General features: G+C 63.4%; 18 protein-coding genes. 14 read left to right on the top strand and 4 right to left on the bottom strand.

What is annotated here, in order from left to right; genetic code table 11:
* The first annotated feature begins 54 nt into the window (after window positions 1-54).
* On the top strand, window positions 55-381 hold the full coding sequence (gene hspQ, locus AC5STI_RS13040; protein ID WP_027245329.1) for a heat shock protein HspQ: 327 nt from the start codon (window positions 55-57) through the stop codon (window positions 379-381).
* A gap of 48 nt (window positions 382-429) precedes the next feature.
* Here the strand turns inward: hspQ and AC5STI_RS13035 are convergent, their stop codons facing one another.
* The 3 genes from AC5STI_RS13035 to AC5STI_RS13025 form a co-directional block, all read right to left on the bottom strand.
* Window positions 430-2,004 carry a gamma-glutamyltransferase family protein gene (locus tag AC5STI_RS13035; RefSeq protein ID WP_495446969.1) on the bottom strand — a complete coding sequence of 525 codons (1,575 nt, stop codon included), beginning with the start codon at window positions 2,002-2,004 and terminating at the stop codon, window positions 430-432.
* A gap of 314 nt (window positions 2,005-2,318) precedes the next feature.
* Complete coding sequence (locus AC5STI_RS13030) at window positions 2,319-2,768, bottom strand: ATP-binding protein (RefSeq protein ID WP_495447765.1); 450 nt, start codon at window positions 2,766-2,768, stop codon at window positions 2,319-2,321.
* A 35-nt stretch (window positions 2,769-2,803) separates the two neighbouring features.
* On the bottom strand, window positions 2,804-3,148 hold the full coding sequence (locus AC5STI_RS13025; RefSeq protein ID WP_475048269.1) for an STAS domain-containing protein: 345 nt from the start codon (window positions 3,146-3,148) through the stop codon (window positions 2,804-2,806).
* Between the two features lie 94 nt (window positions 3,149-3,242).
* Here AC5STI_RS13025 and AC5STI_RS13020 point away from each other — a divergent pair, with 94 nt between their 5' ends.
* From AC5STI_RS13020 to AC5STI_RS12970, 11 genes are all read left to right on the top strand, one after another.
* Window positions 3,243-4,415 carry a thiolase family protein gene (locus AC5STI_RS13020; protein ID WP_495446968.1) on the top strand — a complete coding sequence of 391 codons (1,173 nt, stop codon included), beginning with the start codon at window positions 3,243-3,245 and terminating at the stop codon, window positions 4,413-4,415.
* A 94-nt stretch (window positions 4,416-4,509) separates the two neighbouring features.
* Window positions 4,510-4,965, top strand: coding sequence for a GAF domain-containing protein (locus AC5STI_RS13015; protein ID WP_495446967.1), 456 nt, complete (start codon window positions 4,510-4,512; stop codon window positions 4,963-4,965).
* Between the two features lie 199 nt (window positions 4,966-5,164).
* Window positions 5,165-5,734: a helix-turn-helix domain-containing protein gene (locus AC5STI_RS13010; RefSeq protein ID WP_475048265.1), complete on the top strand. Its 570-nt coding sequence runs from the start codon at window positions 5,165-5,167 to the stop codon at window positions 5,732-5,734.
* A 9-nt stretch (window positions 5,735-5,743) separates the two neighbouring features.
* On the top strand, window positions 5,744-6,115 hold the full coding sequence (locus AC5STI_RS13005) for a GFA family protein (protein WP_495446966.1): 372 nt from the start codon (window positions 5,744-5,746) through the stop codon (window positions 6,113-6,115).
* Window positions 6,116-6,130: 15 nt separating this feature from the next.
* Window positions 6,131-8,578, top strand: a complete 2,448-nt coding sequence (locus tag AC5STI_RS13000) for a GcvT family protein (protein ID WP_495446965.1) — start codon at window positions 6,131-6,133, stop codon at window positions 8,576-8,578.
* Between the two features lie 124 nt (window positions 8,579-8,702).
* On the top strand, window positions 8,703-9,599 hold the full coding sequence (locus AC5STI_RS12995) for a homocysteine S-methyltransferase family protein (RefSeq protein WP_495446964.1): 897 nt from the start codon (window positions 8,703-8,705) through the stop codon (window positions 9,597-9,599).
* Between the two features lie 30 nt (window positions 9,600-9,629).
* Window positions 9,630-10,643: a GlxA family transcriptional regulator gene (locus AC5STI_RS12990; protein WP_495446963.1), complete on the top strand. Its 1,014-nt coding sequence runs from the start codon at window positions 9,630-9,632 to the stop codon at window positions 10,641-10,643.
* Between the two features lie 83 nt (window positions 10,644-10,726).
* Window positions 10,727-13,177: a GcvT family protein gene (locus tag AC5STI_RS12985; RefSeq protein WP_495446962.1), complete on the top strand. Its 2,451-nt coding sequence runs from the start codon at window positions 10,727-10,729 to the stop codon at window positions 13,175-13,177.
* 294 nt (window positions 13,178-13,471) lie between these two features.
* Window positions 13,472-14,590 carry a DNA polymerase III subunit beta gene (gene dnaN, locus AC5STI_RS12980; protein ID WP_495446961.1) on the top strand — a complete coding sequence of 373 codons (1,119 nt, stop codon included), beginning with the start codon at window positions 13,472-13,474 and terminating at the stop codon, window positions 14,588-14,590.
* 63 nt (window positions 14,591-14,653) lie between these two features.
* A complete protein-coding gene (gene recF / locus AC5STI_RS12975; RefSeq protein ID WP_495446960.1) occupies window positions 14,654-15,751 on the top strand; it encodes a DNA replication/repair protein RecF in 1,098 nt (365 codons plus the stop codon).
* Window positions 15,748-16,368: a LysE family translocator gene (locus AC5STI_RS12970; RefSeq protein ID WP_495446959.1), complete on the top strand. Its 621-nt coding sequence runs from the start codon at window positions 15,748-15,750 to the stop codon at window positions 16,366-16,368. The genes recF and AC5STI_RS12970 overlap by 4 nt, the downstream gene beginning before the upstream one ends.
* A 9-nt stretch (window positions 16,369-16,377) precedes the next feature.
* Here the strand turns inward: AC5STI_RS12970 and AC5STI_RS12965 are convergent, their stop codons facing one another.
* Window positions 16,378-16,971 carry a TetR/AcrR family transcriptional regulator gene (locus AC5STI_RS12965; protein WP_495446958.1) on the bottom strand — a complete coding sequence of 198 codons (594 nt, stop codon included), beginning with the start codon at window positions 16,969-16,971 and terminating at the stop codon, window positions 16,378-16,380.
* Between the two features lie 108 nt (window positions 16,972-17,079).
* Here AC5STI_RS12965 and AC5STI_RS12960 point away from each other — a divergent pair, with 108 nt between their 5' ends.
* The gene (locus tag AC5STI_RS12960; protein ID WP_475048245.1) at window positions 17,080-17,673 is read left to right on the top strand and encodes an NAD(P)H-dependent oxidoreductase; all 594 of its coding nucleotides are present in this window, start codon (window positions 17,080-17,082) and stop codon (window positions 17,671-17,673) included.
* 85 nt (window positions 17,674-17,758) lie between these two features.
* Complete coding sequence (gene gyrB / locus AC5STI_RS12955; protein ID WP_495446957.1) at window positions 17,759-20,176, top strand: DNA topoisomerase (ATP-hydrolyzing) subunit B; 2,418 nt, start codon at window positions 17,759-17,761, stop codon at window positions 20,174-20,176.
* The last annotated feature ends 74 nt before the right edge of the window (window positions 20,177-20,250 follow it).

The raw sequence follows: 20,250 nt of genomic DNA, 5'->3' as shown, positions 1-20,250 counted from the left end.
TGGACAATTGCTGCGCGAGCGCGCTATTTACAAAGAACGGGGGCTAACATGACCATGTTGAGAACACGAGCAAAATACAACCTTGGGCAGGTCGTCCGCCACCGGAAGCACCCCTTCCGCGGGGTGGTTTTCGACGTCGATCCGGAATTCTCCAACACCGAGGAATGGTACGAGGCGATCCCTGAGGACAGCCGTCCGGTGAAGGACCAGCCCTTCTACCACCTGCTGGCCGAGAACGATCAAAGCTACTATGTGGCGTATGTATCGGAGCAGAACCTGGTCGCGGATTACTCGGGCGAGCCGGTCGGCCACCCGGACGTGCCGGAGATGTTCGGCACCTTTGACGGTGGTGCCTATGCGCTGCATTACCAGCTGAACTAAGAGCTGCTGCTGTCCGGCCGCTGACCGGATAAGCTGCGTATTCGCGCATCAGTATCCCAGCGCACAGCCATCCTTGCGCGGATCGCTGGCACCCTCCAAAACGCCTGAGGCATTAATCCGGATGGCCTGCGCACCGCCCAGCGGCGTGTCCGGCACCACGACATCGTGGCCCAGATCCGCAAGGGCCTGATGCACCGGAGCCGCATATCCGCGCTCGACTTTCAGCACGCCGCCATCGGCAAAGCTGCGCGGGGCGTCGATGGCCGTTTGCAGGTCCATGCCGAAATCCAACAGGTTCGAGACAAGCCGGGCATGGCCCGCAGGCTGATAGCCGCCGCCCATCACGCCAAAGGGCATGATCACCTCTCCGTCTTGCTGCAGCATAGCCGGGATGATCGTGTGCATCGGCCGCTTGCCGGGCCCAAGCTCGTTCGGGTGACCTTCTTCCAGGGTAAAGCCCGCCCCCCGGTTCTGCAGCAGGATGCCGAACTTCTCCGACGCAATACCGGACCCGAAGCCGTGGAAGATCGAGTAAATCAACGACACTGCCATCCGGTCCTTGTCCACCACGGTGATATAGACCGTATCCTTGTGGACAGCTTCGCTCAGCGGTGCGGCGGCCGGCATGGCGCGTTTGGGGTCAATCAGCGCGGCCAGTCCGGACGCAGTTTCCGGCGCCAGCATGTGCGCGAGCCGCGAGGTGTGGTCCGGATCCGCCAGAAACCGGTTGCGCGCGTCATAGGCCAGCTTGGAGGCTTCCGCCTCGATATGCGCCCGTTCGGCCCCGAACGGGTCCATCCCGGCAAGGTCAAAGTGCTTCAGGATATTCAGCAGCAAGATTGCCGTTGCGCCTTGGCCGTTAGGCGGGTGCTCTGCGAGTTCGCGCTCCTTGTACTGGCCAGTAACCGGCTGCGTTGCAAAGCTCTTTACGCCGGCAAAGTCCTCCAGTGTGTGAACGCCGCCCAGAGCCTCCAGGACCTGCGCCATGTCCTCGGCCACCTCGCCGGTATAAAAAGCATCCCGCCCGTGTTTGGCGATGCGGCGCAGGACTTCGGCTTGACCGGGCGCGCGGAAAACGTCGCCGCTGCCCAGAGGCCGGCCGTCCCGCAGATAGTGGCGCCGGGCCGCGCCTTGCAGGGTGTCGGCACCGTTATTCCAATCGAAGGCCGTGCGCGGTGCCACCGGCACGCCCTCTTCGGCATAATCTATCGCAGGCTGCAGCAGTGTATCGAGCCCCAGCCGGCCTTCGCTTTCCGCAAGACGGCAAAAGGCATCAATTGCACAAGGGATCGTAACAGCCTCGGCACTGCTCAGCGGCACCGTCTCCAGCCCTCGCGCCCGCAAGGCGGCAGCGCTCGCCGCCGCCGGAGCGCAGCCGGACCCGTTCAGCGCCTGAACTCCGCTGCCCGGCCGGGAATACAGCACAAAGCAGTCGCCGCCGATCCCGGTCATCTGCGGCTCGCAAATACCCAGCAAAACGGCTCCGGCCAGGGCCGCATCCATCGCGTTGCCGCCGCGCTTCAGCATGTCCACCGCCACGCTGGCCGCCAGCGGATGGGAGGTGGCGCACAGGCCGTTACCGGCAAAAACGGCTGACCGCCCGGGAAGATGAAAATCGCGCATGGTCCGGCTCCTCGCTGTCACCGGTCAGAGCCTAGGCAGGCGGTGCGGGAAGGCAATGAAATTCCTCTGCCGCTGCGGCGGGACGGAACGTCATGGATCACGAAAGCGGGAGAGCAGCCTGAACGAAGTGTCCCCGGTGCCGCGCACTGGTGGGGGCTAGTATACGCGGCACCAGGGGAAGCTCGTTTCAGCTACAGGTAAGGTTTCGCATATGTATTGGGCTGCGGTTTGCCGGGAATACGGCGCCGGTGTGGCGAAGCGTTAAAAATGCAGCTAACCGGCGGTTCGCCCGCAAATAGGGGCGGTAATTTGGTTCAGGCTTCGGCAGGGGGGGTGGTGACCTGGATTTCAAAGCAAAGAGAAAGGTTATTGTTCCCATCCGCCCGCTCGTACTGAACCTGGCTTGCAAGCTCCCGGATCAGGAACCAGCCAAATCCGCCTTCGGGCAGGCTGTCGGTGGGTCCGCTGATATCCGCGGGCTTGCCTTCGGGCAGCTCGCCTTGGGGGAACGGGCTGCCGGCGTCCTGAATGCTGATCCACAAACGCTCCGGTGCCAGCTCCACCCTGATCCGGACGTCGCCGGGGGTTGTGTCCTCATAGGCGTGTTCGACCACGTTGTTCACGGCTTCGGTCAGGGCAATTTGCACCTCGTCCACGCGGGCACCCGGCACCCCCAGGGACCGCAGTTTGCTGACCACGGACTGGATTCCCTTGCGAGCATCCAGATTTGTGGCCGTGAACGAGCAGGCAAAGGTTTTTACCATAAATTTCTCGCTTTGCGCCGCCAGCGCGTTCGTCTTCAAGAATTTGCGTTAGCAGGCGCGGTTGCTTCGTTCAGCGAACCGTAGAGGTCAAAGACCGTATCCATCCGGGTCAGCCGGAAAACCTTCTCCACCATTGGTGTCAGCCCGGCGAGATCCAGTTTGCGGGTGCCGCCCAGCTGCTTCATCGCAGCGACAATCGCGCCAAGCCCGCTGGAATCGATGAACTGGACCTCGGACAGATCGAGGATCACACGGTCCGGCCCGCTTTCGGTTTCCGTCCGCATGTCCTCCTTGAATTGGATAGCCATGGCGGCGTCAATACGTTCAGCATTGACTTTGACGATCTGCGCATCGTCCGTCATGGTGGTCGTCAGGCTCATTTCTTCCCCCGGGATGTAACGTCATTTGGCAGCACTCTAGACCGCAAAGCTTACTTTTCTGTAGGTATAATTTTGACGATTGGAGGAAAATTGCATGAAAGATGTTGTTATCGCCGGAGCAGCCCGGACGCCGATGGGCGGATTCCAGGGAATGTACGACGGGGTGACGGCTTCGGAGCTGGGCGGCGCGGCCATCCGGGCGGCCCTCGACGGGGCCGGCGCTGCCACTGTCGATGAGGTTCTGATGGGGTGTGTGCTGCCCGCGGGCCAGGGCCAGGCGCCTGCGCGCCAGGCCGGGTTTGCGGCGGGCCTGGGCGAAGACGCCCCGGCCACCACGCTCAACAAGATGTGCGGTTCCGGCATGAAGGCGGCGATGATCGCGTTTGATCAGATCGCGCTGGGCCACGCGGACACGATGATTGCCGGCGGTATGGAAAGCATGACCAATGCCCCCTACATCCTGCCGAAAATGCGCGGCGGCGCCCGCATCGGCCATGGCCAAGTCATCGACCACATGTTCCTCGACGGGCTGGAAGACGCCTATGACAAGGGCCGCCTCATGGGCACCTTTGCCGAGGACTGCGCTGAAAAATACCAGTTCACCCGCGAAGCTCAGGACGAATATGCCCTGAAGTCCTTGTCCAACGCGCTGGAAGCACAGGAGAGCGGCGCCTTCGACGGCGAAATCGCCGCGGTGACCGTGAAAACCCGCAAGGGCGAGGTGGTCACCGATGCGGATGAGCAACCGAAATCGGCGCGTCCGGAAAAGATCCCCACGCTGAAACCGGCGTTCCGCAAGGACGGCACCGTGACCGCCGCCAATGCCTCCTCCATTTCGGATGGCGCCGCGGCGCTGGTGATGGCCTCCGCCGAGGCGGCCGAAGCGCAGGGCCTGACCGTGCGCGCCCGCATCCTGGGCCACGCCAGCCACGCCCAGGCGCCGGGCTGGTTCACCACTGCACCGGTGCCAGCAGCGCAGAAACTGCTCAAGTCGCTTGGCTGGAAAGTTGAGGATGTCGATCTGTGGGAGGTCAATGAGGCCTTTGCTGTGGTGCCCATGGCCTTCATGCACGAAATGGGCATTTCCCGCGACAAGGTGAACGTGAATGGCGGCGCCTGCGCGCTGGGCCACCCGATCGGCGCCTCCGGCGCGCGCATCATGGTCACCCTTCTGAACGCGCTGGAAAAGCGCGGCCTCAAGCGCGGTGTGGCCGCCATCTGCATCGGCGGCGGGGAAGGCACCGCGATCGCAATCGAGCGGGTGTGATCTTCACCTTCGCAAAATACTCTCGGGGGTGAATTGACCGTCAGGTCAAGAGGGGGCAGACAGCCCCCTCTGCTGCGTTGAAGGAGGGCTGTTCATGCAGGCCGATTACAATATCCTTGCCAAGACCATCGCCTCGCTGACCGAAGGCGAGACGGATGAGGTGGCGCTGATGGCTACAGTCGCCTGCGAGGTGCATCACGCCGACGACCGGTTCGACTGGACCGGCTTTTACCGTGCCGTTGCGCCGGAGCTGCTGAAGATCGGCCCCTATCAGGGCGGCCACGGCTGCCTGCAGATCCCGTTCTCCCGCGGTGTCTGCGGCGCGGCAGCGCGCAGCGGCGAGGTGCAACTGGTGCCGGATGTGGAGGCGTTTCCCGGCCATATTGCCTGCGCCTCCTCCACCCGTTCGGAGCTGGTGCTGCCAGTCTGGAATGGCGCAGGCGCGCTGATCGGGGTTTTTGACATCGACAGCGACCAGCCGGAGGCCTTTACCCAGCAGGATGCGGATCACTTGGCAGCGATTCTGCATCAGGTGTTCAACCGCATCTGATTCGGGGCATCCAGGGGCTTCGCCCCTCGGCCTGGCGGCCTCACCCCAGAGTATTTCCAGAAAGATGAAAGGCCCGGCGTCTGAAAGCGCTGGGTTTTTTCGTGGGACAACCGCTTTCGTGAAAAAATGCTTGGAAATTTCACGGGCCCGATGCATCGTGAAAAACGAGAGGATTTTTTCACGAGTTGGGAGCAAGCCTGTGAACGATCAGACCCTGGCCGCAGCGACATTGGGAGCGGATATCCGGGCCTTGCGCAAGGCGCGCGGGCTGACGCTGTCGGATATCGCCGCAGTGCTGAACCGCTCGGTCGGCTGGCTGAGCCAGGTTGAACGGGACATGTCTGACCCTTCGATTTCTGACCTGCGCCAGATTGCCGAGGCGCTGGGCGTGCCGATGTCGATGCTGTTTGCCCACTCCGGCGCCCCGGCGGATGAGCATGGCTACATCGTGCGCGCAGGCTCCCGCCGTCCGATGGGCTCCGGCGAGGAGGGGCTGATCGAAGAACTGCTCTCCCCCGATCTGACCGACGACTTCGAGATGGTGCATTCCACCTTCCAGCCCAAATCGCGGATGCAGACGCCGGCCAACCGGCCAACGCAGGAGGTCGGCTACATGATCTCGGGCAAGCTGGACCTGCTGATCGGCGGCCGCAGCTTTACTGTAGGTCCCGGCGACAGCTTCCGGATCAAGCACGAGCCGTATCAGTGGTCCAACCCTTACGACGAGCCTGCCGTGGCCGTCTGGGTGATCGCGCCGCCGGTTTACTAGGAGGGGATGATGATCAGGGGATCCTGCCTTTGCGGTGATGTCCGCTTTGAAACCGCCGCCCGGCCCCAGGGGGCTTCGATGTGCCATTGCAGCCAGTGCCGCAAGCAATCGGGCGGCATCTGGGCCTCGGCTCAGGTGCGGGAGGAGGACCTCACGATCACCGGTCCGGTCAGCTGGTTTGAGGCAACACCGCGGGCCAAACGCGGCAGCTGCCCGCGCTGCGGCTCCTTCCTTTTCTGGAAGGGCAAGGGCGAAGACACCACGAGTTTTGCTTTGGGCACTGTCGACGGGAACACCGGTCTCAGTGTCGAAAAGCACATCTTTACCGCCTCCAAGGGCGACTACTACGAAATCGCGGACGGCGTGCCGCAAGAGGACTGAGACTAGGGAGCGAACATGTCTGATTTTCCAACCAAGGCCCGCGTGGTCATCATCGGCGGCGGCGTCGTCGGCTGCTCGTCGCTTTTTCATTTGGCCAAGAAAGGCTGGACCGATTGTGTGCTTCTGGAAAAGAACGAGCTGACCGCCGGTTCGACCTGGCACGCGGCCGGCAATGTGCCGACCTTCTCGACGTCCTGGGCGATCATGAACATGCAGCGCTATTCGACCGAGCTTTATTCAGGCTTGGCCGAAGAGGTCGACTACCCGATGAACTACCATGTTTCGGGCTCGATCCGCCTTGCACACACCAAAGAGCGGATGCAGGAATTCGAACGCGCCATGTCCATGGGCCGCTACCAGGGTATCCCGATGGAGATGTGGACCCCGGAAGAAACCAAGGAGCACTATCCGTTCCTGGAGACCCATGACCTGGCAGGGGTTCTCTATGACCCGACCGATGGTGACATCGACCCGGCACAGCTGACCCAGGCCCTGGCCAAAGGCGCGCGCGACATGGGCGCTAAGATCCTGCGCTTCACCCCGGCGACCGGTGTGACCCAGCACGAAGATGGCACCTGGACCGTGCACACCGAAAAAGGCGATATCGACTGTGACTATGTGGTGAACGCCGCCGGTTACTATGCGCAGCGCGTGGGCGAGATGTTCAAGCCCTACGGCGGCCGCACCGTGCCTGCCATGGTGATGGAGCACCAGTATCTGCTGACCGAACAGATCCCCGAAGTCGAAGCCTGGTCGAAGGAACACGGCGGCAAGCTGCCCCTGATCCGCGACGTGGACGTGTCTTACTACCTCCGTCAGGAAAAGCACGGCTACAACCTCGGCCCCTACGAGCCGAACTGCAAAGGCCACTGGCTGACCGACGACGATCCGATGCCCGAGGACTTCTCATTCCAGCTGTGGCAGGAAGATCTGGACCGGATCGAGGATATCGTCACCGATGCCATGGAGCGGGTGCCGCTGATGGCGTCATCCGGTGTCTCCAGTGTGATCAACGGCCCGATCCCCTATGCCCCCGATGGCCTGCCGATGATCGGCCCGATGCCGGGAGTGAAAAACGCGTTTGAAGCGCACAGCTTCACCTTCGGCATTGCCCAGGGCGGCGGCGCCGGCAAGGTGCTGGCCGAATGGATCGTTGATGGCCACACTGAGTGGGATATGTGGGCCGTCGATCCGCGCCGCTATACCGACTATACCGACCAGGATTACTGCAACAAAAAGGGCATGGAAGTTTACGGCAACGAATACGCCATGCACTTCCCGCACCACGAATGGCCGGCTGCGCGCGACAAGAAGGTTAGCCAGGTGCACGCCAAGATCAAGGAACTGGGCGGCCAGATGGGTGTCTACAACGGTTGGGAACGCGCCAACTGGTTTGCCAAGGAGGGTGACGACACCTCCGAGGAGGCCACGCATACCTGGGGCCGCTCCGGCCCGTGGCAGCAGCGCATTCAGGAAGAATGCGAAGCGGTCCGCGACAGTGTCGGCGTGCTGGACCTGCCGGGCTTCTCCCGCTTCAACCTGGACGGCGAGGGCGCAGCCGAATTCCTGCGCGGTATGGTGACTGGCGGCCTGCCCAAGGTGGGCCGGATGAACCTGGTCTACTTCTCGGATGACCGCGGCCGCATTCTGACCGAGATGTCCTGCATTCGTCATGGCGAAGACCACTTCACCATGATCACCGCGGGCTCGGCCCAGTGGCACGACTTCGAGATCTTGCGCAAAGCGCTGCCCGCGGGTCTGACCCTGACAGACCGCACCACCGAGTTTGCGACCATGATCGTTACCGGTCCGAAATCGCGGGAGCTGCTGGCGGGTATCTCGGACGCTGACCTGTCGCTCGGCTGGCTGACTCATCAGGAAGCCACAGTGGCAGGCAAGCCCGCCTTCCTGGCGCGGGTCTCCTTTGCCGGCGAGCTGGGCTGGGAAGTTCACTGTGCCAACGCGCATCAGCCGGCGATCTACGACGCCCTGCTCGCAGGCGGTGCCAAGCCGTTCGGCATGTACGCGCTGAACTCCCTGCGGATCGAAAAAGGCTACCGCACTTGGAAGGGCGATCTCAGCACCGATTACTCGCTGCTCGAAGGCGGGCTGGAGCGTTTTATCAAGCTGGACAAGCCCCAGGACTTCCCGGGCAAGGCCGCGATCCAGGCCGAAAAGCAGCAGGGGGCAAAGAAGTCCTTCGTCACCCTGATCGTCGACGCAGGCGAGGCGGACGCGCCTTACATGTCCTGCATCTGGAAAGATGGCGAAATCGTGGGCGAAACCACTTCCGGCGATTGGGGTTACCGCGTCAACGCCTCCATCGCTCTGGGCATGGTGCGCACCGATCTCGCCGTGCCGGGCACTGAGCTGGAGGTCGAGATCTACGGTGAGAAATGCCGTGCGGTGGTTCAGAAAGACGAACCGCTGTGGGATCCGGCCAACGAGCGCCTGCGCGCCTAATGTACTGGCATCATCCCGGGTGGTGACCTGCCCGGGCTGATGCCTGATTGCAAGACAGCCTGCGCCGCCGGACCGTTTCCTGTATCCTGGCGGCGCATGGCACCCTGAATAAGGACGGTTCGGTATGGCTGAGATCACGCTTCTGGATGGCTCGATCGGGCAGGAGATTGTCAGACGCTCCGGCGAGCGGGCAACGCCCCTGTGGTCCACGTCCGTGATGATCCAAAAGCCGGATGTGGCTGGCAGCGTTCACGCCGACTACTTTGCCGCCGGGGCCACAGTGGCCACCATGAACACCTACGCCGTGCTGCGCGACCGGCTGCGCCGTGCCGGTATCGAAGACCATTTCGAGGAGTTGCTGGAGACGGCCGCCAGCCAGGCCGCCGCCGCGCGCGATGCCCACGGTTCGGGCCACGTCGCCGCCGCGCTTGGACCGCTGATTGCCTCTTACCGGCCGGACATCTGCCCGCCGGCTGAGGAAGCCCAAGGCGTCTATGCCGAACTGGTCCAGCTTCTGGAGCCGAAGGCGGATCTGTTCCTGATCGAGACTGTCTCCTCGCTGGAGCAGGCCAGGGGCGCATTGCTGGGCTGCGCCGGCACGGACAAACCTGTCTGGCTGGCTGCCTCTGTTTCGGATGAGGACGGCACCCTGCTGCGCTCCGGTGAGCCGCTGGCGGCCCTTGCCCCGCTGATCGAAGAATTTCAGCCGGACGCTGTGCTGCTCAATTGCTCCCGGCCCGAGGTCATCGCCACCGGGCTGGAGATCGTCAAGGCATTCGGCAAGCCGTTTGGAGCCTATGCCAACGGCTTCACCCGGATTTCGGAGGGCTTCCTGCAGGATGCCCCCACAGTGGATGCCTTGGAGCAGCGCCAGGATCTCGGGCCCAAGGCTTATGCTGAATTTGCGATGGGCTGGGTCGCGCAGGGCGCCACCATCGTCGGCGGCTGCTGTGAAGTCGGCCCGGACCACATTGCCGAACTGGCCCGCCAGCTGCGCGCGGCCGGGCATCGGATCGTCTGACATCGTCTGCCCAGGGGAGGGGGGATCAGCATGGCAACTCCGGAAAAACTCAAAGCTGCGGATCCGGCCCGGGTGTGGAGCATCGACATCATCGTCACCGAAGGCTTTGTCCTGACAGAAATGTCGGCAATTCTTGAAGTGCTCAGGATCGCCAACAGGGTGCTGGCGCAGCCGCCGTTCAAATGGACGGTCCGCTCGTTGCAGGGGGGACGGGTCGGCTGCCGGGCGGGCCTCAGCCTTGATACCGAATCCTTTGCGGCCAAGCCGGACGCGGATTTTGCCTTCTTCCTTGGCAACTCCGACCCGGATCATCCGGGCCTAAGCCTGGGCCGGGTGATCTCCAGCTACACCTGCCGCGGCATCAAGGTTTACCTGCTGGCAGAGGCCGCGGCCCGTTACATCCGCGATCAGGGCGGGGCGTCCGGGCGGCTGACGACCCACTGGGAAAACTCCGCCCTGCTGCGCGAACGCATGGGGCTGAACGATTCCAGCCACGCGCTGGCCAGCGAGGACGGGCTGGTGGTGACCTGCGCCGGCATGGGGTCCACTGTTGATATCGCGCTGGCGCTGGTCGGGCGGCTCACCTCCGCCGCGGCGCAGATGACCGTCGCCAATATCATGCTGCACGAACAGGTGCGGGATTTCTCCTCGCTTCAGCCGTTCGCCGGCGCCAAGCCGACGATCACCGGCGACAGCGACCTGGACCACTGCATCCGCATCATGCAGGACAATATCGAGGAACCGGTGCCGATCAGCGAAATCGTTGCCGAACTTGGCATTTCCACCCGCTCTCTGGAACGCAAGTTCAAGACCTTCCTGGGCACCACCCCCAACGGCTTCTACCGGGAAATGCGCCTTTCCAAGGCCAACAACCTCCTGCTCAACACCACCATGAGCGTGCGGGAAATCGGTCTCGCCTGCGGCTTCCCGAACGGATTTTCCAGCCTTTACAAAAGCTTCTTCGGCATCACCCCATTTGCCCTGCGCAAGCGCCGCAGGCTGGGGGAGGACGGTCCGGAAAATATCCTTAAGGCCGGAGAATAGCCCCGGGAGTCTGACGTTTTTGATGCATTTTGTGCCGCCTGTACGTGATAAATCGGCCTCAACACTGAATGTGGAGCGATGACATGAGCGATCTTCCCAACAAGGCCCGCGTGGTCATTATCGGCGGCGGCGTGATCGGCTGCTCGGTGGCCTATCACCTGACCAAGCTCGGCTGGAAAGATGTGGTGCTGCTGGAGCGCAAGCAGCTCACCTCCGGCACCACCTGGCACGCCGCGGGCCTGATCGCCCAGTTGCGCGCGACTGCCAACATGACCAAGCTGGCGAAATACAGCCAAGAACTCTACGGCTCGCTGGAAGAAGAAACCGGCGTCGCCACTGGCTTCAAACGCTGCGGCTCGATCACCGTTGCGCTCACCGAAGAGCGCAAGGAAGAGATCTTCCGCCAGGCCGCCATGGCGCGCGCCTTTGGCGTCGAGGTTGAGGAAATCTCCCCCGAGGAAGTGAAAGCCCGCTACGAGCACCTGAACGTGGGCGACGTGACCGCCGGTGTGTGGCTGCCCAAGGACGGGCAGGGCGACCCGGCTAACATTGCGCTGGCTCTGGCCAAAGGCGCCCGCCAGCGCGGAGCACTGGTCAAGGAGCGCATTAAGGTCACCGGCATCTCCAAGGAAGGCCGCCGTGTCACCGGTGTCGACTGGGTCAGCGATGACGGCCAATCGCAGGGCCATATCGAGGCCGACATGGTGGTGAATTGCGCGGGTATGTGGGGCCACGAGGTCGGCCGCATGGCGGGTGTCAACGTCCCGCTTCATGCTTGCGAGCACTTCTATATCGTCACTGAAGGGATCACGGGCCTGACCCAGATGCCGGTGCTGCGCGTCCCGGACGAATGCGCCTACTACAAGGAAGACGCCGGAAAGATCCTGCTGGGCGCGTTTGAACCGAATGCCAAGCCCTGGGCAATGAACGGCATCCCCGACAGCTTTGAATTCGACCAGCTGCCCGAGGACTTCGACCACTTCGAGCCGATCCTGGAAGCGGCCTGTAACCGGATGCCGATGCTGGCTGAGGCAGGCATCCACACCTTCTTCAATGGACCGGAATCCTTCACCCCGGACGACGCCTACCACCTGGGCCTGGCGCCTGAGATGGACAACTTCTGGGTCGCTGCGGGCTTCAACTCGATCGGCATCCAGTCGGCCGGCGGCGCCGGTATGGCGCTGGCGCAGTGGATGGAAGACGGCCAGAAACCGTTCGACCTGGGCGATGTCGATATCTCCCGCATGCACCCGTTCCAGGGCAACAAGCACTATCTGTTTGAGCGCTCAAAAGAGACGCTGGGCCTGCTCTACGCCGACCACTTCCCCTACCGCCAGAAGGCCACTGCCCGCGGTGTGCGCCGGACCCCGTTCCATCACCACCTGAAGGAACAGGGCGCGGTCTTCGGCGAACTCGGCGGCTGGGAGCGCGCCAACTGGTTCGCCAATGAGGGTCAGGAACGCGAATACCAGTACAGCTGGAAGCGCCAGAACTGGTTCGAAAACTCTGCCGCTGAACACAAGGCAGTCCGCGAGAACGTCGGCATGTACGACATGTCCTCCTTCGGCAAGATCCGCGTCGAAGGCCCGGATGCGGAGACCTTCCTCAACTACATCTGCGGCGCCAACGTCTCGGTGCCCGCGGGCAAGATCGTGTACACCCAATTCCTGAACCCGCGCGGTGGCATCGAGGCGGATGTGACCGTCACCCGCCTGTCTGAGACCGCCTATCTGGTGGTGACCCCGGCGGCGACCCGTCTGGCCGACCAGACCTGGATGATGCGCCACGTGGGCGATCATCGCGTGGTGATCACCGACGTGACCGCAGGCGAGGGCGTGCTGGCTGTGATGGGCCCCAACGCCCGCAAACTGTTGCAGAAAGTGTCACCCAACGATTTCTCCAACGAGGCTAACCCCTTCGGCACCGCGCAGGAGATCGAGCTGGGCATGGGCCTCGCCCGTGTGCACCGTGTGACCTATGTGGGCGAACTTGGCTGGGAAATCTACGTTGGCGCCGACATGGCGGGCCACGCGTTTGAGACCCTGTGGGAAGCGGGCCAGGGCATGGGGCTCAAGCTTTGCGGCATGCACATGATGGACAGCTGCCGGATCGAGAAGGGCTTCCGCCACTTCGGCCACGACATCACCTGCGAGGACAACGTGATCGACGCCGGCCTCGGCTTTGCAGTTGCCACCGGCAAGGACGATTTCATCGGCAAGGCTGCGGTGCTGGAGCGCAAGGAAACCGGCCCCAAGAACCGCATGCTGCAATTCAAACTGACCGATGCCGAACCGCTCTTGTTCCACAACGAGCCGATCATCCGCGACGGCAAATATGTGGGCTACCTCAGCTCCGGCAACTACGGCCACACACTGGGTGCCGCCATCGGCATGGGCTATGTGCCGTGCGAGGGGGAAAGCGCCGCCGATGTGCTGGGCTCCACCTACGAGATCGACGTCTGCGGTGTGAAGGTGAAGGCCGAGGCTTCGCTGAAGCCGATGTACGATCCGAAATCGGAGCGGGTGAAGGCCTAAGCGCCTCTCCAGCGTCTTTACCTGCCCGTATCACGCCCCGGCCTGCGCGCCGGGGCGTTTTTCGTCTGTGTCCCCGCGGGGACTCGTTTCAGGTTTCGCAACCCAGTCCCCGCGGGGACAGTTCCGGGTTCTGCTGCAACGTTTCCCCGGGTTTGGCCCATATGCCGTCCGCCGCCTCTTGACCCCGCCGGAAATCCCTTGGAGAAATCCATAAAAAGCCTTGTATGGCAGGGGTAAACAGGTAGGTTGCTTGTCCCGGCCACTGACAGGGGCCTGACGAAGAGGATTTGGGACATGAAGATCAGCATCGAACGCGGCACGCTTCTCAAGGCTGTGGCTCAGGCGCAGTCTGTCGTTGAGCGCCGCAACACCATTCCGATTCTGGCGAATGTGCTGATCGAAGCCGAGGGCGACAGCGTCCAATTCCGCGCCACCGACCTGGATATCGAGGTGGTCGACAAGGCCCCCGCACAGGTGGAGCGCGCCGGCGCGACCACCGTGGCCGCCACCACCCTGCACGAGATTGTCCGCAAGCTGCCCGACGGCGCGCTGGTCACACTAAGTGCCGACGCCGCAACCGGCCGCCTGACCGTTGAGGCCGGCCGCTCCAACTTCTCGCTGGCGACCCTGCCGCGGGAGGATTTCCCGGTAATGGCGTCTTCTGAGTATCACTCGAACTTCGCCGCGAAGGCCGCGGTGCTGCGCCGCTTGTTCGACAAATCGAAATTCGCGATCTCCACCGAGGAGACCCGGTATTACTTGAACGGTGTTTACCTGCATGTGTCGTCGGGTGATAGCGGCAAGGTTCTGCGCGCCGTCGCCACCGACGGCCACCGCCTGGCCCGCATCGACGCGGAACTGCCGCTGGGCGCCGAGGACATGCCCGGCGTGATCGTGCCGCGCAAGACCGTGGGCGAGCTGCGCAAGCTGCTGGACGATGACGACATGGACATCGCAGTGTCGGTCTCGGAAACCAAGGTTCGATTTGCCACCCCTAACATCACGCTGACGTCCAAGGTGATCGACGGCACCTTCCCCGACTACACCCGCGTGATCCCGGCCGGCAACACCCGCCGCCTGGAAGTGGATGCAGCCGAGTTTGCGCAAGCCGTTGACCGGGTTGCCACCGTGTCCTCCGAACGCTCCCGCGCGGTGAAGCTGCAGCTGGAAGAGGACCGCCTGATCCTGTCGGTGAACGCGCCCGACAGCGGCGCCGCCGAGGAAGAGCTGGCGGTGGCCTACAATGACGAGCGGCTGGAGATTGGCTTTAACGCCAAGTACCTCTTGGAGATCGCCAACCAAGTGGATCGCGAAAACGCCGTGTTCATGTTCAACTCCTCCGGCGATCCGACCCTGATGCGCGAAGGCAATGACGAAAGCGCCGTTTACGTTGTGATGCCGATGCGGGTCTGACGCGCCTGACGGCGCGGCCTGCGGCGCGAGTATTTTTAGAAAGATGAAAAGGGAGCGCGCCTCGTGCTGGCCCTGACCGCATTGACCCTGTCCCATTTCCGCTCGCATTTGCGGGCGGAATTGCGTTTGGACGGGCGTCCGGTGGCGATCTACGGGGACAACGGGGCAGGCAAGACCAACATACTGGAAGCAGTCTCGCTGTTTTCTCCGGGCCGCGGGTTGCGCCGGGCCAGCGCGGCAGAGATGGCGCGCCAGCCTGAAGCTTTGGGCTGGAAGCTGAAGGGGGAGCTGCGGGCACCGTCGCAGGCCTATGAGGTGGAAACCTGGTCCGAGGGCGGCACTGCCCGGCAGGTTAAGATTGATAATAAATCCGCCAGTCAGCTGGCGCTGGGGCAGGTGGCGCGGGTGGTCTGGCTGATCCCGGCGATGGACCGCCTGTGGATCGAGGCGGCGGAGGGGCGGCGGCGGTTCCTGGACCGGATCGCGCTGAGTTTCGAACCCGCCCATGCCGAGGCCTCACTGGCCTATGAGAAAGCGATGCGCGAACGCAACCGGCTGCTGAAGGAGCAGGTGCGCGATGCCGCCTGGTACCGGGTGCTGGAGGACCGGATGGCGTCCGCCGGGCACCGGATCCATGCCGCACGGGTGCAGGCGGTGGATTTGCTGCAGCTGGCGGAGGCGGAGGCGGAAACCGCATTTCCCGCGGCAGAGCTGGAATTGCTGCAGTCAGAGGGCAGCATGCCGTCCTCTGAAGCCGATTTCAAAGAGGCGCTGCAGGAAAGCCGGTTCCGGGATCTGGCGGCGGGACGCACCCTGGTGGGGCCGCACCGCACTGACCTGATAGGCACTTACCGGGCCAAGGGCATCCCGGCCAAGGATTGCTCCACCGGTGAGCAGAAGGCGCTGCTGGTCTCGCTGATCCTGGCCAACGCCCGGGCGCTGGCACAGCGCGAAGGCGCGCCGCCGATCCTGCTGCTGGATGAGGTGGCCGCGCATCTGGATGCGGGCCGCCGGGCCGCGCTGTATGACGAGATCTGCGCGCTTGGCACCCAGGCCTGGATGACCGGCACCGGGCCGGAGCTGTTTGCCGAACTGGGCGGCCGCGCCCAGGTGCTGGAAGTCTCGGACAGCGGCGGCACGTCGGAAGTTCTGCAAAAATGACTGTCTCTGCCTGGGATCTGACCCTCTATGCGGGGGCGCTGCTGATCCTGTTTCTGACCCCTGGCCCGGTCTGGCTGGCCTTGATGGCACGCTCTCTCTCGGGCGGGTTTCAGGCAGCCTGGCCTCTGGCGGTCGGGGTGGCCTGCGGCGATATCCTGTGGCCGCTGATCGCGGTGGCGGGCATGTCCTGGGTGGTGTCGGAGTTCACCGGCATCATGACCGTGCTGCGCTGGGTGGCCTGCCTGATGTTCCTCGGCATGGGCTATCTGCTGATCCGCCATGCCGGCGACGCGGTAGAGGAAAACCGGGCCCTGACCCGCCCCGGTGTCTGGGCCGGTTTCATGGCAGGGATTGCCGCCATTCTGGGCAATCCCAAGGCGATCCTGTTCTACATGGGGGTGCTGCCGGGGTTCTTTGATCTGTCCGGCACCTCCTGGCCGGATGTGGCTGCGATCGTGACGCTGTCCTTCGTGATCCCGCTGGTCGGCAACCTGGCACTGGCCGGCATGGTGCACCGCGTGCGCCGCGCGGTGACCTCCACGCGGATCCGAAGGCGCATCAACCTGGTGTCGGGCGGTCTGCTGATCGCTGTGGGGCTGGTGATCCCGCTCACCTGAACGCTGCCCTCAGGCAGGCGGCAGCAGCCAGGCCCGCAGATAGGGTTCGAGCGCATCGGCGGGTGACGCGTCGTTTTCGTGCTCGGCGCAAAACCAGACTCCCAGCACATGATTCAGAAAGCCTTGGACGCCTTCTGCCAGCAGTTCCGGTGGCTGGTCCTTGCGCACATTGCCCGCTGCCTGCAGGGTCTGCAGCCAGCCTGTCAGCAGGGTGACCTGCCGGATAAAGCTTGCCGCGACCACCTCATCCGGTTCCGCGGCGGTGGTGCCTGAGTAGCGCAGCAGGAGGTCGAAGATCACCCGGTCCTGCGCGACGTAATCGAGATGCGGAGCCAGCCGGGCGGTGAGGGCGGCAACGTTCGCAGGAGTGCCGCCAGCCTCCATCCCGTCGAGCAGGCGCGTGACTTCCTCGCCGATCAGCACAGCCAGCAGCCCGTCCTTGTCCTTGAAGTGGGAAAACAGGGTGCCCTTGGCCACGCCCGCCCGGGCAACCACGTCTTCGACCCGCAGCCCGCTGTAGCCTTGTTCCCGTACGATAGCCGCTGCCACCTCCAGCAGCTTTGCCCGTGTTTCCAGCCGCCGCTTCTGGGGTGCACGTGTCATGTCTCAGCCTCACGATCTCGTTATTGACCGCGGTCACTTTTATAATTGACCGCGGTCATTTTTGGTTCAATAAAGTGACCATGGTCAACTTAACTTGCGGAGCCTCAAATGTCTTCCCGGAAAATCCTGATCCTGAACGGCCACCCCGGCCAAACCTCGCTGTCTAAATCCCTGTGTGCCGCCTATCAGGCCGCGGCTGAGGAAAACGGCCACCAAGTGCGCTGCCATGACATTTCGCAAATGAAGTTCGACATGGACTATGGACAAAGCGGGTATAAGAACCCCAAGCCGCTGGAACCGGATCTGGCCGCCTTCCTGGAGGATCTGGAATGGGCAGAGCATGTGGTGATGTCTTCACCGCTGTGGTGGGGCGCGGTGCCGGCCAAGCTGAAGGCGGTGTTTGACCGGGCCTTGTTGCCGGGGCGTGCCTTTGACACCCGCAACGTCAATTTCATGGGGCTGCCGGCGCCGATGCTGACCGGCAAGACCGCGCGTGTGCTGCTCACATCGGACACCCCTGCGCTGCTGCTGCGGCTGTTCTACGGCAATGCAGTCAAGAAATTCATCAGCCGCCAGATCCTTGGCTTTGTCGGCATCAAACCCACGCGGTTCACCACGTTTGCGCCGGCCACGGATGCGCCGGAGGCCAAGGTCGAATCCTGGCTCAGAACTGCAGGAGGGCTGGGGGCCAAAGCGGCTTGATTCTGCCAAGAAAAAAGGGGGCTTGCGCGTGACATTCCCGGTCAGGTTTCGTATAAAATCCCGAAGCTAAGACAGGAAGATGTGAATGTCCGGAAACGAGCAGGCCCCCGCAGAATATGGCGCGGATTCCATCAAGGTTCTCAAAGGGTTGGAGGCGGTTCGCAAACGCCCCGGCATGTACATCGGGGACACGGATGACGGCTCGGGCCTGCATCACATGGTGTATGAGGTCGTGGACAACGGCATCGATGAAGCACTGGCGGGCCACGCAGACCATGTGACCGTCAAAATTCACGCCGATTCCAGCGTCTCCGTCAGCGACAACGGGCGCGGGATTCCGGTGGATATCCATGCCGAGGAAGGCGTGTCCGCGGCCGAGGTCATCATGACCCAGCTGCACGCGGGCGGTAAGTTCGACTCGAATTCCTACAAGGTCTCCGGCGGTCTGCACGGGGTGGGTGTGTCGGTGGTGAACGCGCTGTCCGATTGGCTGGAACTGCGCATCTGGCGCAACGGCAAGGAGCACGTCGCCCGGTTTGAGCGCGGCGATACCGTCAAGCATCTGGGAGTGGTCGGCGATTGCGGCGACCAGACCGGCACCGAGGTCCGGTTTATGGCGTCGACGGATACATTCTCGAACCTGGAGTACTCTTTCGAGACGCTGGAAAAACGCCTGCGTGAACTCGCCTTCCTGAACTCCGGCGTGCGGATCATTCTGGAGGATGAGCGCCCGGCAGAGAAGCTCTCGGCTGAGCTCTTTTACGAGGGCGGCGTCAAGGAGTTCGTCAAATACCTTGACCGGCACAAGACCCCGGTGATGGAGGCTCCGGTCTACATCGTGGGGGAAAAGGACGACATCGGCGTCGAGATCGCCATGTGGTGGAACGACAGCTACCACGAGACGGTGCTGCCCTTTACCAACAACATCCCGCAGCGCGATGGCGGCACTCACGTTGCGGGCTTCCGCGGTGCGCTGACCCGCACCATCAACAACTACGCGCAGACGTCGGGCATCGCAAAGAAGGAGAAGGTCTCCTTCACCGGTGACGACGCCCGCGAGGGGCTGACCTGTGTTCTGTCGGTCAAGGTGCCGGATCCGAAATTCTCCAGCCAGACCAAGGACAAGCTGGTATCCTCCGAGGTGCGCCCGGTGGTGGAGAGCCTGATGGGCGAGAAACTGGCCGAATGGTTCGAAGAGAACCCCAACGAAGCCAAGCAGATCGTCGGTAAGATTGTCGAAGCCGCGCTGGCCCGCGAGGCCGCCCGCAAGGCGCGCGAGCTGACCCGCCGCAAGACCGCGATGGACGTGAACTACCTGGCGGGCAAGCTCAAGGATTGCTCCGAAAAAGACCCCTCCAAGACCGAAGTCTTCCTGGTCGAGGGTGACTCGGCCGGCGGCTCCGCCCAGACGGGGCGGGACCGGATGACCCAGGCGATCCTGCCCCTCCGAGGCAAGATCCTGAACGTGGAACGCGCGCGCTTCGACCGGATGCTGTCCTCTCAGGAAATCGGCAACCTGGTGATGGCGCTGGGCACCGGCATCGGCCGGGACGAGTTCGACATCTCCAAGCTGCGCTACCACAAGATCGTCATCATGACTGATGCCGACGTCGACGGCGCCCACATCCGCACCCTGCTGCTGACCTTCTTCTACCGCCAGATGCCGGAGCTGATCGAGGGCGGCTACCTCTACATCGCGCAGCCGCCGCTCTATAAGGTCGCGCGCGGCAAGTCGGAGGTCTACCTCAAGGATCAGGCGGCGCTGGATGACTACCTGATCAACCAGGGCGTCGACGGCGCGGTGCTGAAACTGGGCGATGGCTCCGAGATCGCCGGCGCAGACCTCACCCGCGTGGTGGATGAGGCGCGCCAGCTCAAGCGCGTGCTGGATGCTTTCCCGACCCACTACCCGCGCCATATCCTGGAGCAGGCCGCGGTGGCCGGCGCCTTTGTGCCCGGCGCGGTGGATGCCGACCTGCAGGGCGTGGCGGACAAGGTGGCGGCGCGGCTCGACGCGATTGCGCTGGAGTACGAGCGCGGCTGGCAGGGCCGGATCACGCAGGACCACGGTATCCGCCTGGCCCGCATCCTGCGCGGGGTGGAAGAAGTCCGCACGCTGGACGGCCCGATGCTGCGCTCCGGCGAGGCCCGCAAGACCGGCAGCTTCACCAAGAGCCTGCAGGAAGTATACGGCACCACTGCCCAGCTGGTGCGCCGCGACCGCAGCCAGATCATTCACGGGCCGCTCGGTCTGCTGCAGGCGATTCTGGAAGAGGGCGAGAAGGGACTCACCTTGCAGCGCTACAAGGGCCTGGGCGAGATGAACCCGGATCAGCTGTGGGAAACCACCCTGGACCCCGATGCGCGCACCCTGCTGCAAGTGCGGATCGACGACATGGTCGAGGCGGATGACCTGTTCACCAAGCTGATGGGAGATGTGGTGGAGCCCCGCCGCGAATTCATCCAGAAAAACGCCCTCAGCGTCGAGAACCTGGACTTCTAGCGCGTTGCAGAGGCCCCCTTAGAACTGCGGGTTCCACCGGTATCGCCGGAGGTGCCTGCAGGTCTGTGGAGGCC

The sequence above is a fragment of the Leisingera sp. CC-HEC096 genome, from assembly GCF_059429235.1.
Note: the sequence above shows the minus strand (reverse complement) of the source record. Positions and strands in the feature narration are given on the sequence as shown.

Bases quoted from the DNA above. Each gene is read 5' to 3' on its own strand.
- hspQ (WP_027245329.1), top strand. From the start codon at position 55: ATGTTGAGAACACGAGCAAAATACAACCTTGGGCAGGTCGTCCGCCAC.
- AC5STI_RS13035 (WP_495446969.1), bottom strand. From the start codon at position 2,004: ATGCGCGATTTTCATCTTCCCGGGCGGTCAGCCGTTTTTGCCGGTAAC.
- AC5STI_RS13030 (WP_495447765.1), bottom strand. From the start codon at position 2,768: ATGGTAAAAACCTTTGCCTGCTCGTTCACGGCCACAAATCTGGATGCT.
- AC5STI_RS13025 (WP_475048269.1), bottom strand. From the start codon at position 3,148: ATGAGCCTGACGACCACCATGACGGACGATGCGCAGATCGTCAAAGTC.
- AC5STI_RS13020 (WP_495446968.1), top strand. From the start codon at position 3,243: ATGAAAGATGTTGTTATCGCCGGAGCAGCCCGGACGCCGATGGGCGGA.
- AC5STI_RS13015 (WP_495446967.1), top strand. From the start codon at position 4,510: ATGCAGGCCGATTACAATATCCTTGCCAAGACCATCGCCTCGCTGACC.
- AC5STI_RS13005 (WP_495446966.1), top strand. From the start codon at position 5,744: ATGATCAGGGGATCCTGCCTTTGCGGTGATGTCCGCTTTGAAACCGCC.
- AC5STI_RS13000 (WP_495446965.1), top strand. From the start codon at position 6,131: ATGTCTGATTTTCCAACCAAGGCCCGCGTGGTCATCATCGGCGGCGGC.
- AC5STI_RS12995 (WP_495446964.1), top strand. From the start codon at position 8,703: ATGGCTGAGATCACGCTTCTGGATGGCTCGATCGGGCAGGAGATTGTC.
- AC5STI_RS12990 (WP_495446963.1), top strand. From the start codon at position 9,630: ATGGCAACTCCGGAAAAACTCAAAGCTGCGGATCCGGCCCGGGTGTGG.
- AC5STI_RS12985 (WP_495446962.1), top strand. From the start codon at position 10,727: ATGAGCGATCTTCCCAACAAGGCCCGCGTGGTCATTATCGGCGGCGGC.
- dnaN (WP_495446961.1), top strand. From the start codon at position 13,472: ATGAAGATCAGCATCGAACGCGGCACGCTTCTCAAGGCTGTGGCTCAG.
- AC5STI_RS12970 (WP_495446959.1), top strand. From the start codon at position 15,748: ATGACTGTCTCTGCCTGGGATCTGACCCTCTATGCGGGGGCGCTGCTG.
- AC5STI_RS12965 (WP_495446958.1), bottom strand. From the start codon at position 16,971: ATGACACGTGCACCCCAGAAGCGGCGGCTGGAAACACGGGCAAAGCTG.
- AC5STI_RS12960 (WP_475048245.1), top strand. From the start codon at position 17,080: ATGTCTTCCCGGAAAATCCTGATCCTGAACGGCCACCCCGGCCAAACC.
- gyrB (WP_495446957.1), top strand. From the start codon at position 17,759: ATGTCCGGAAACGAGCAGGCCCCCGCAGAATATGGCGCGGATTCCATC.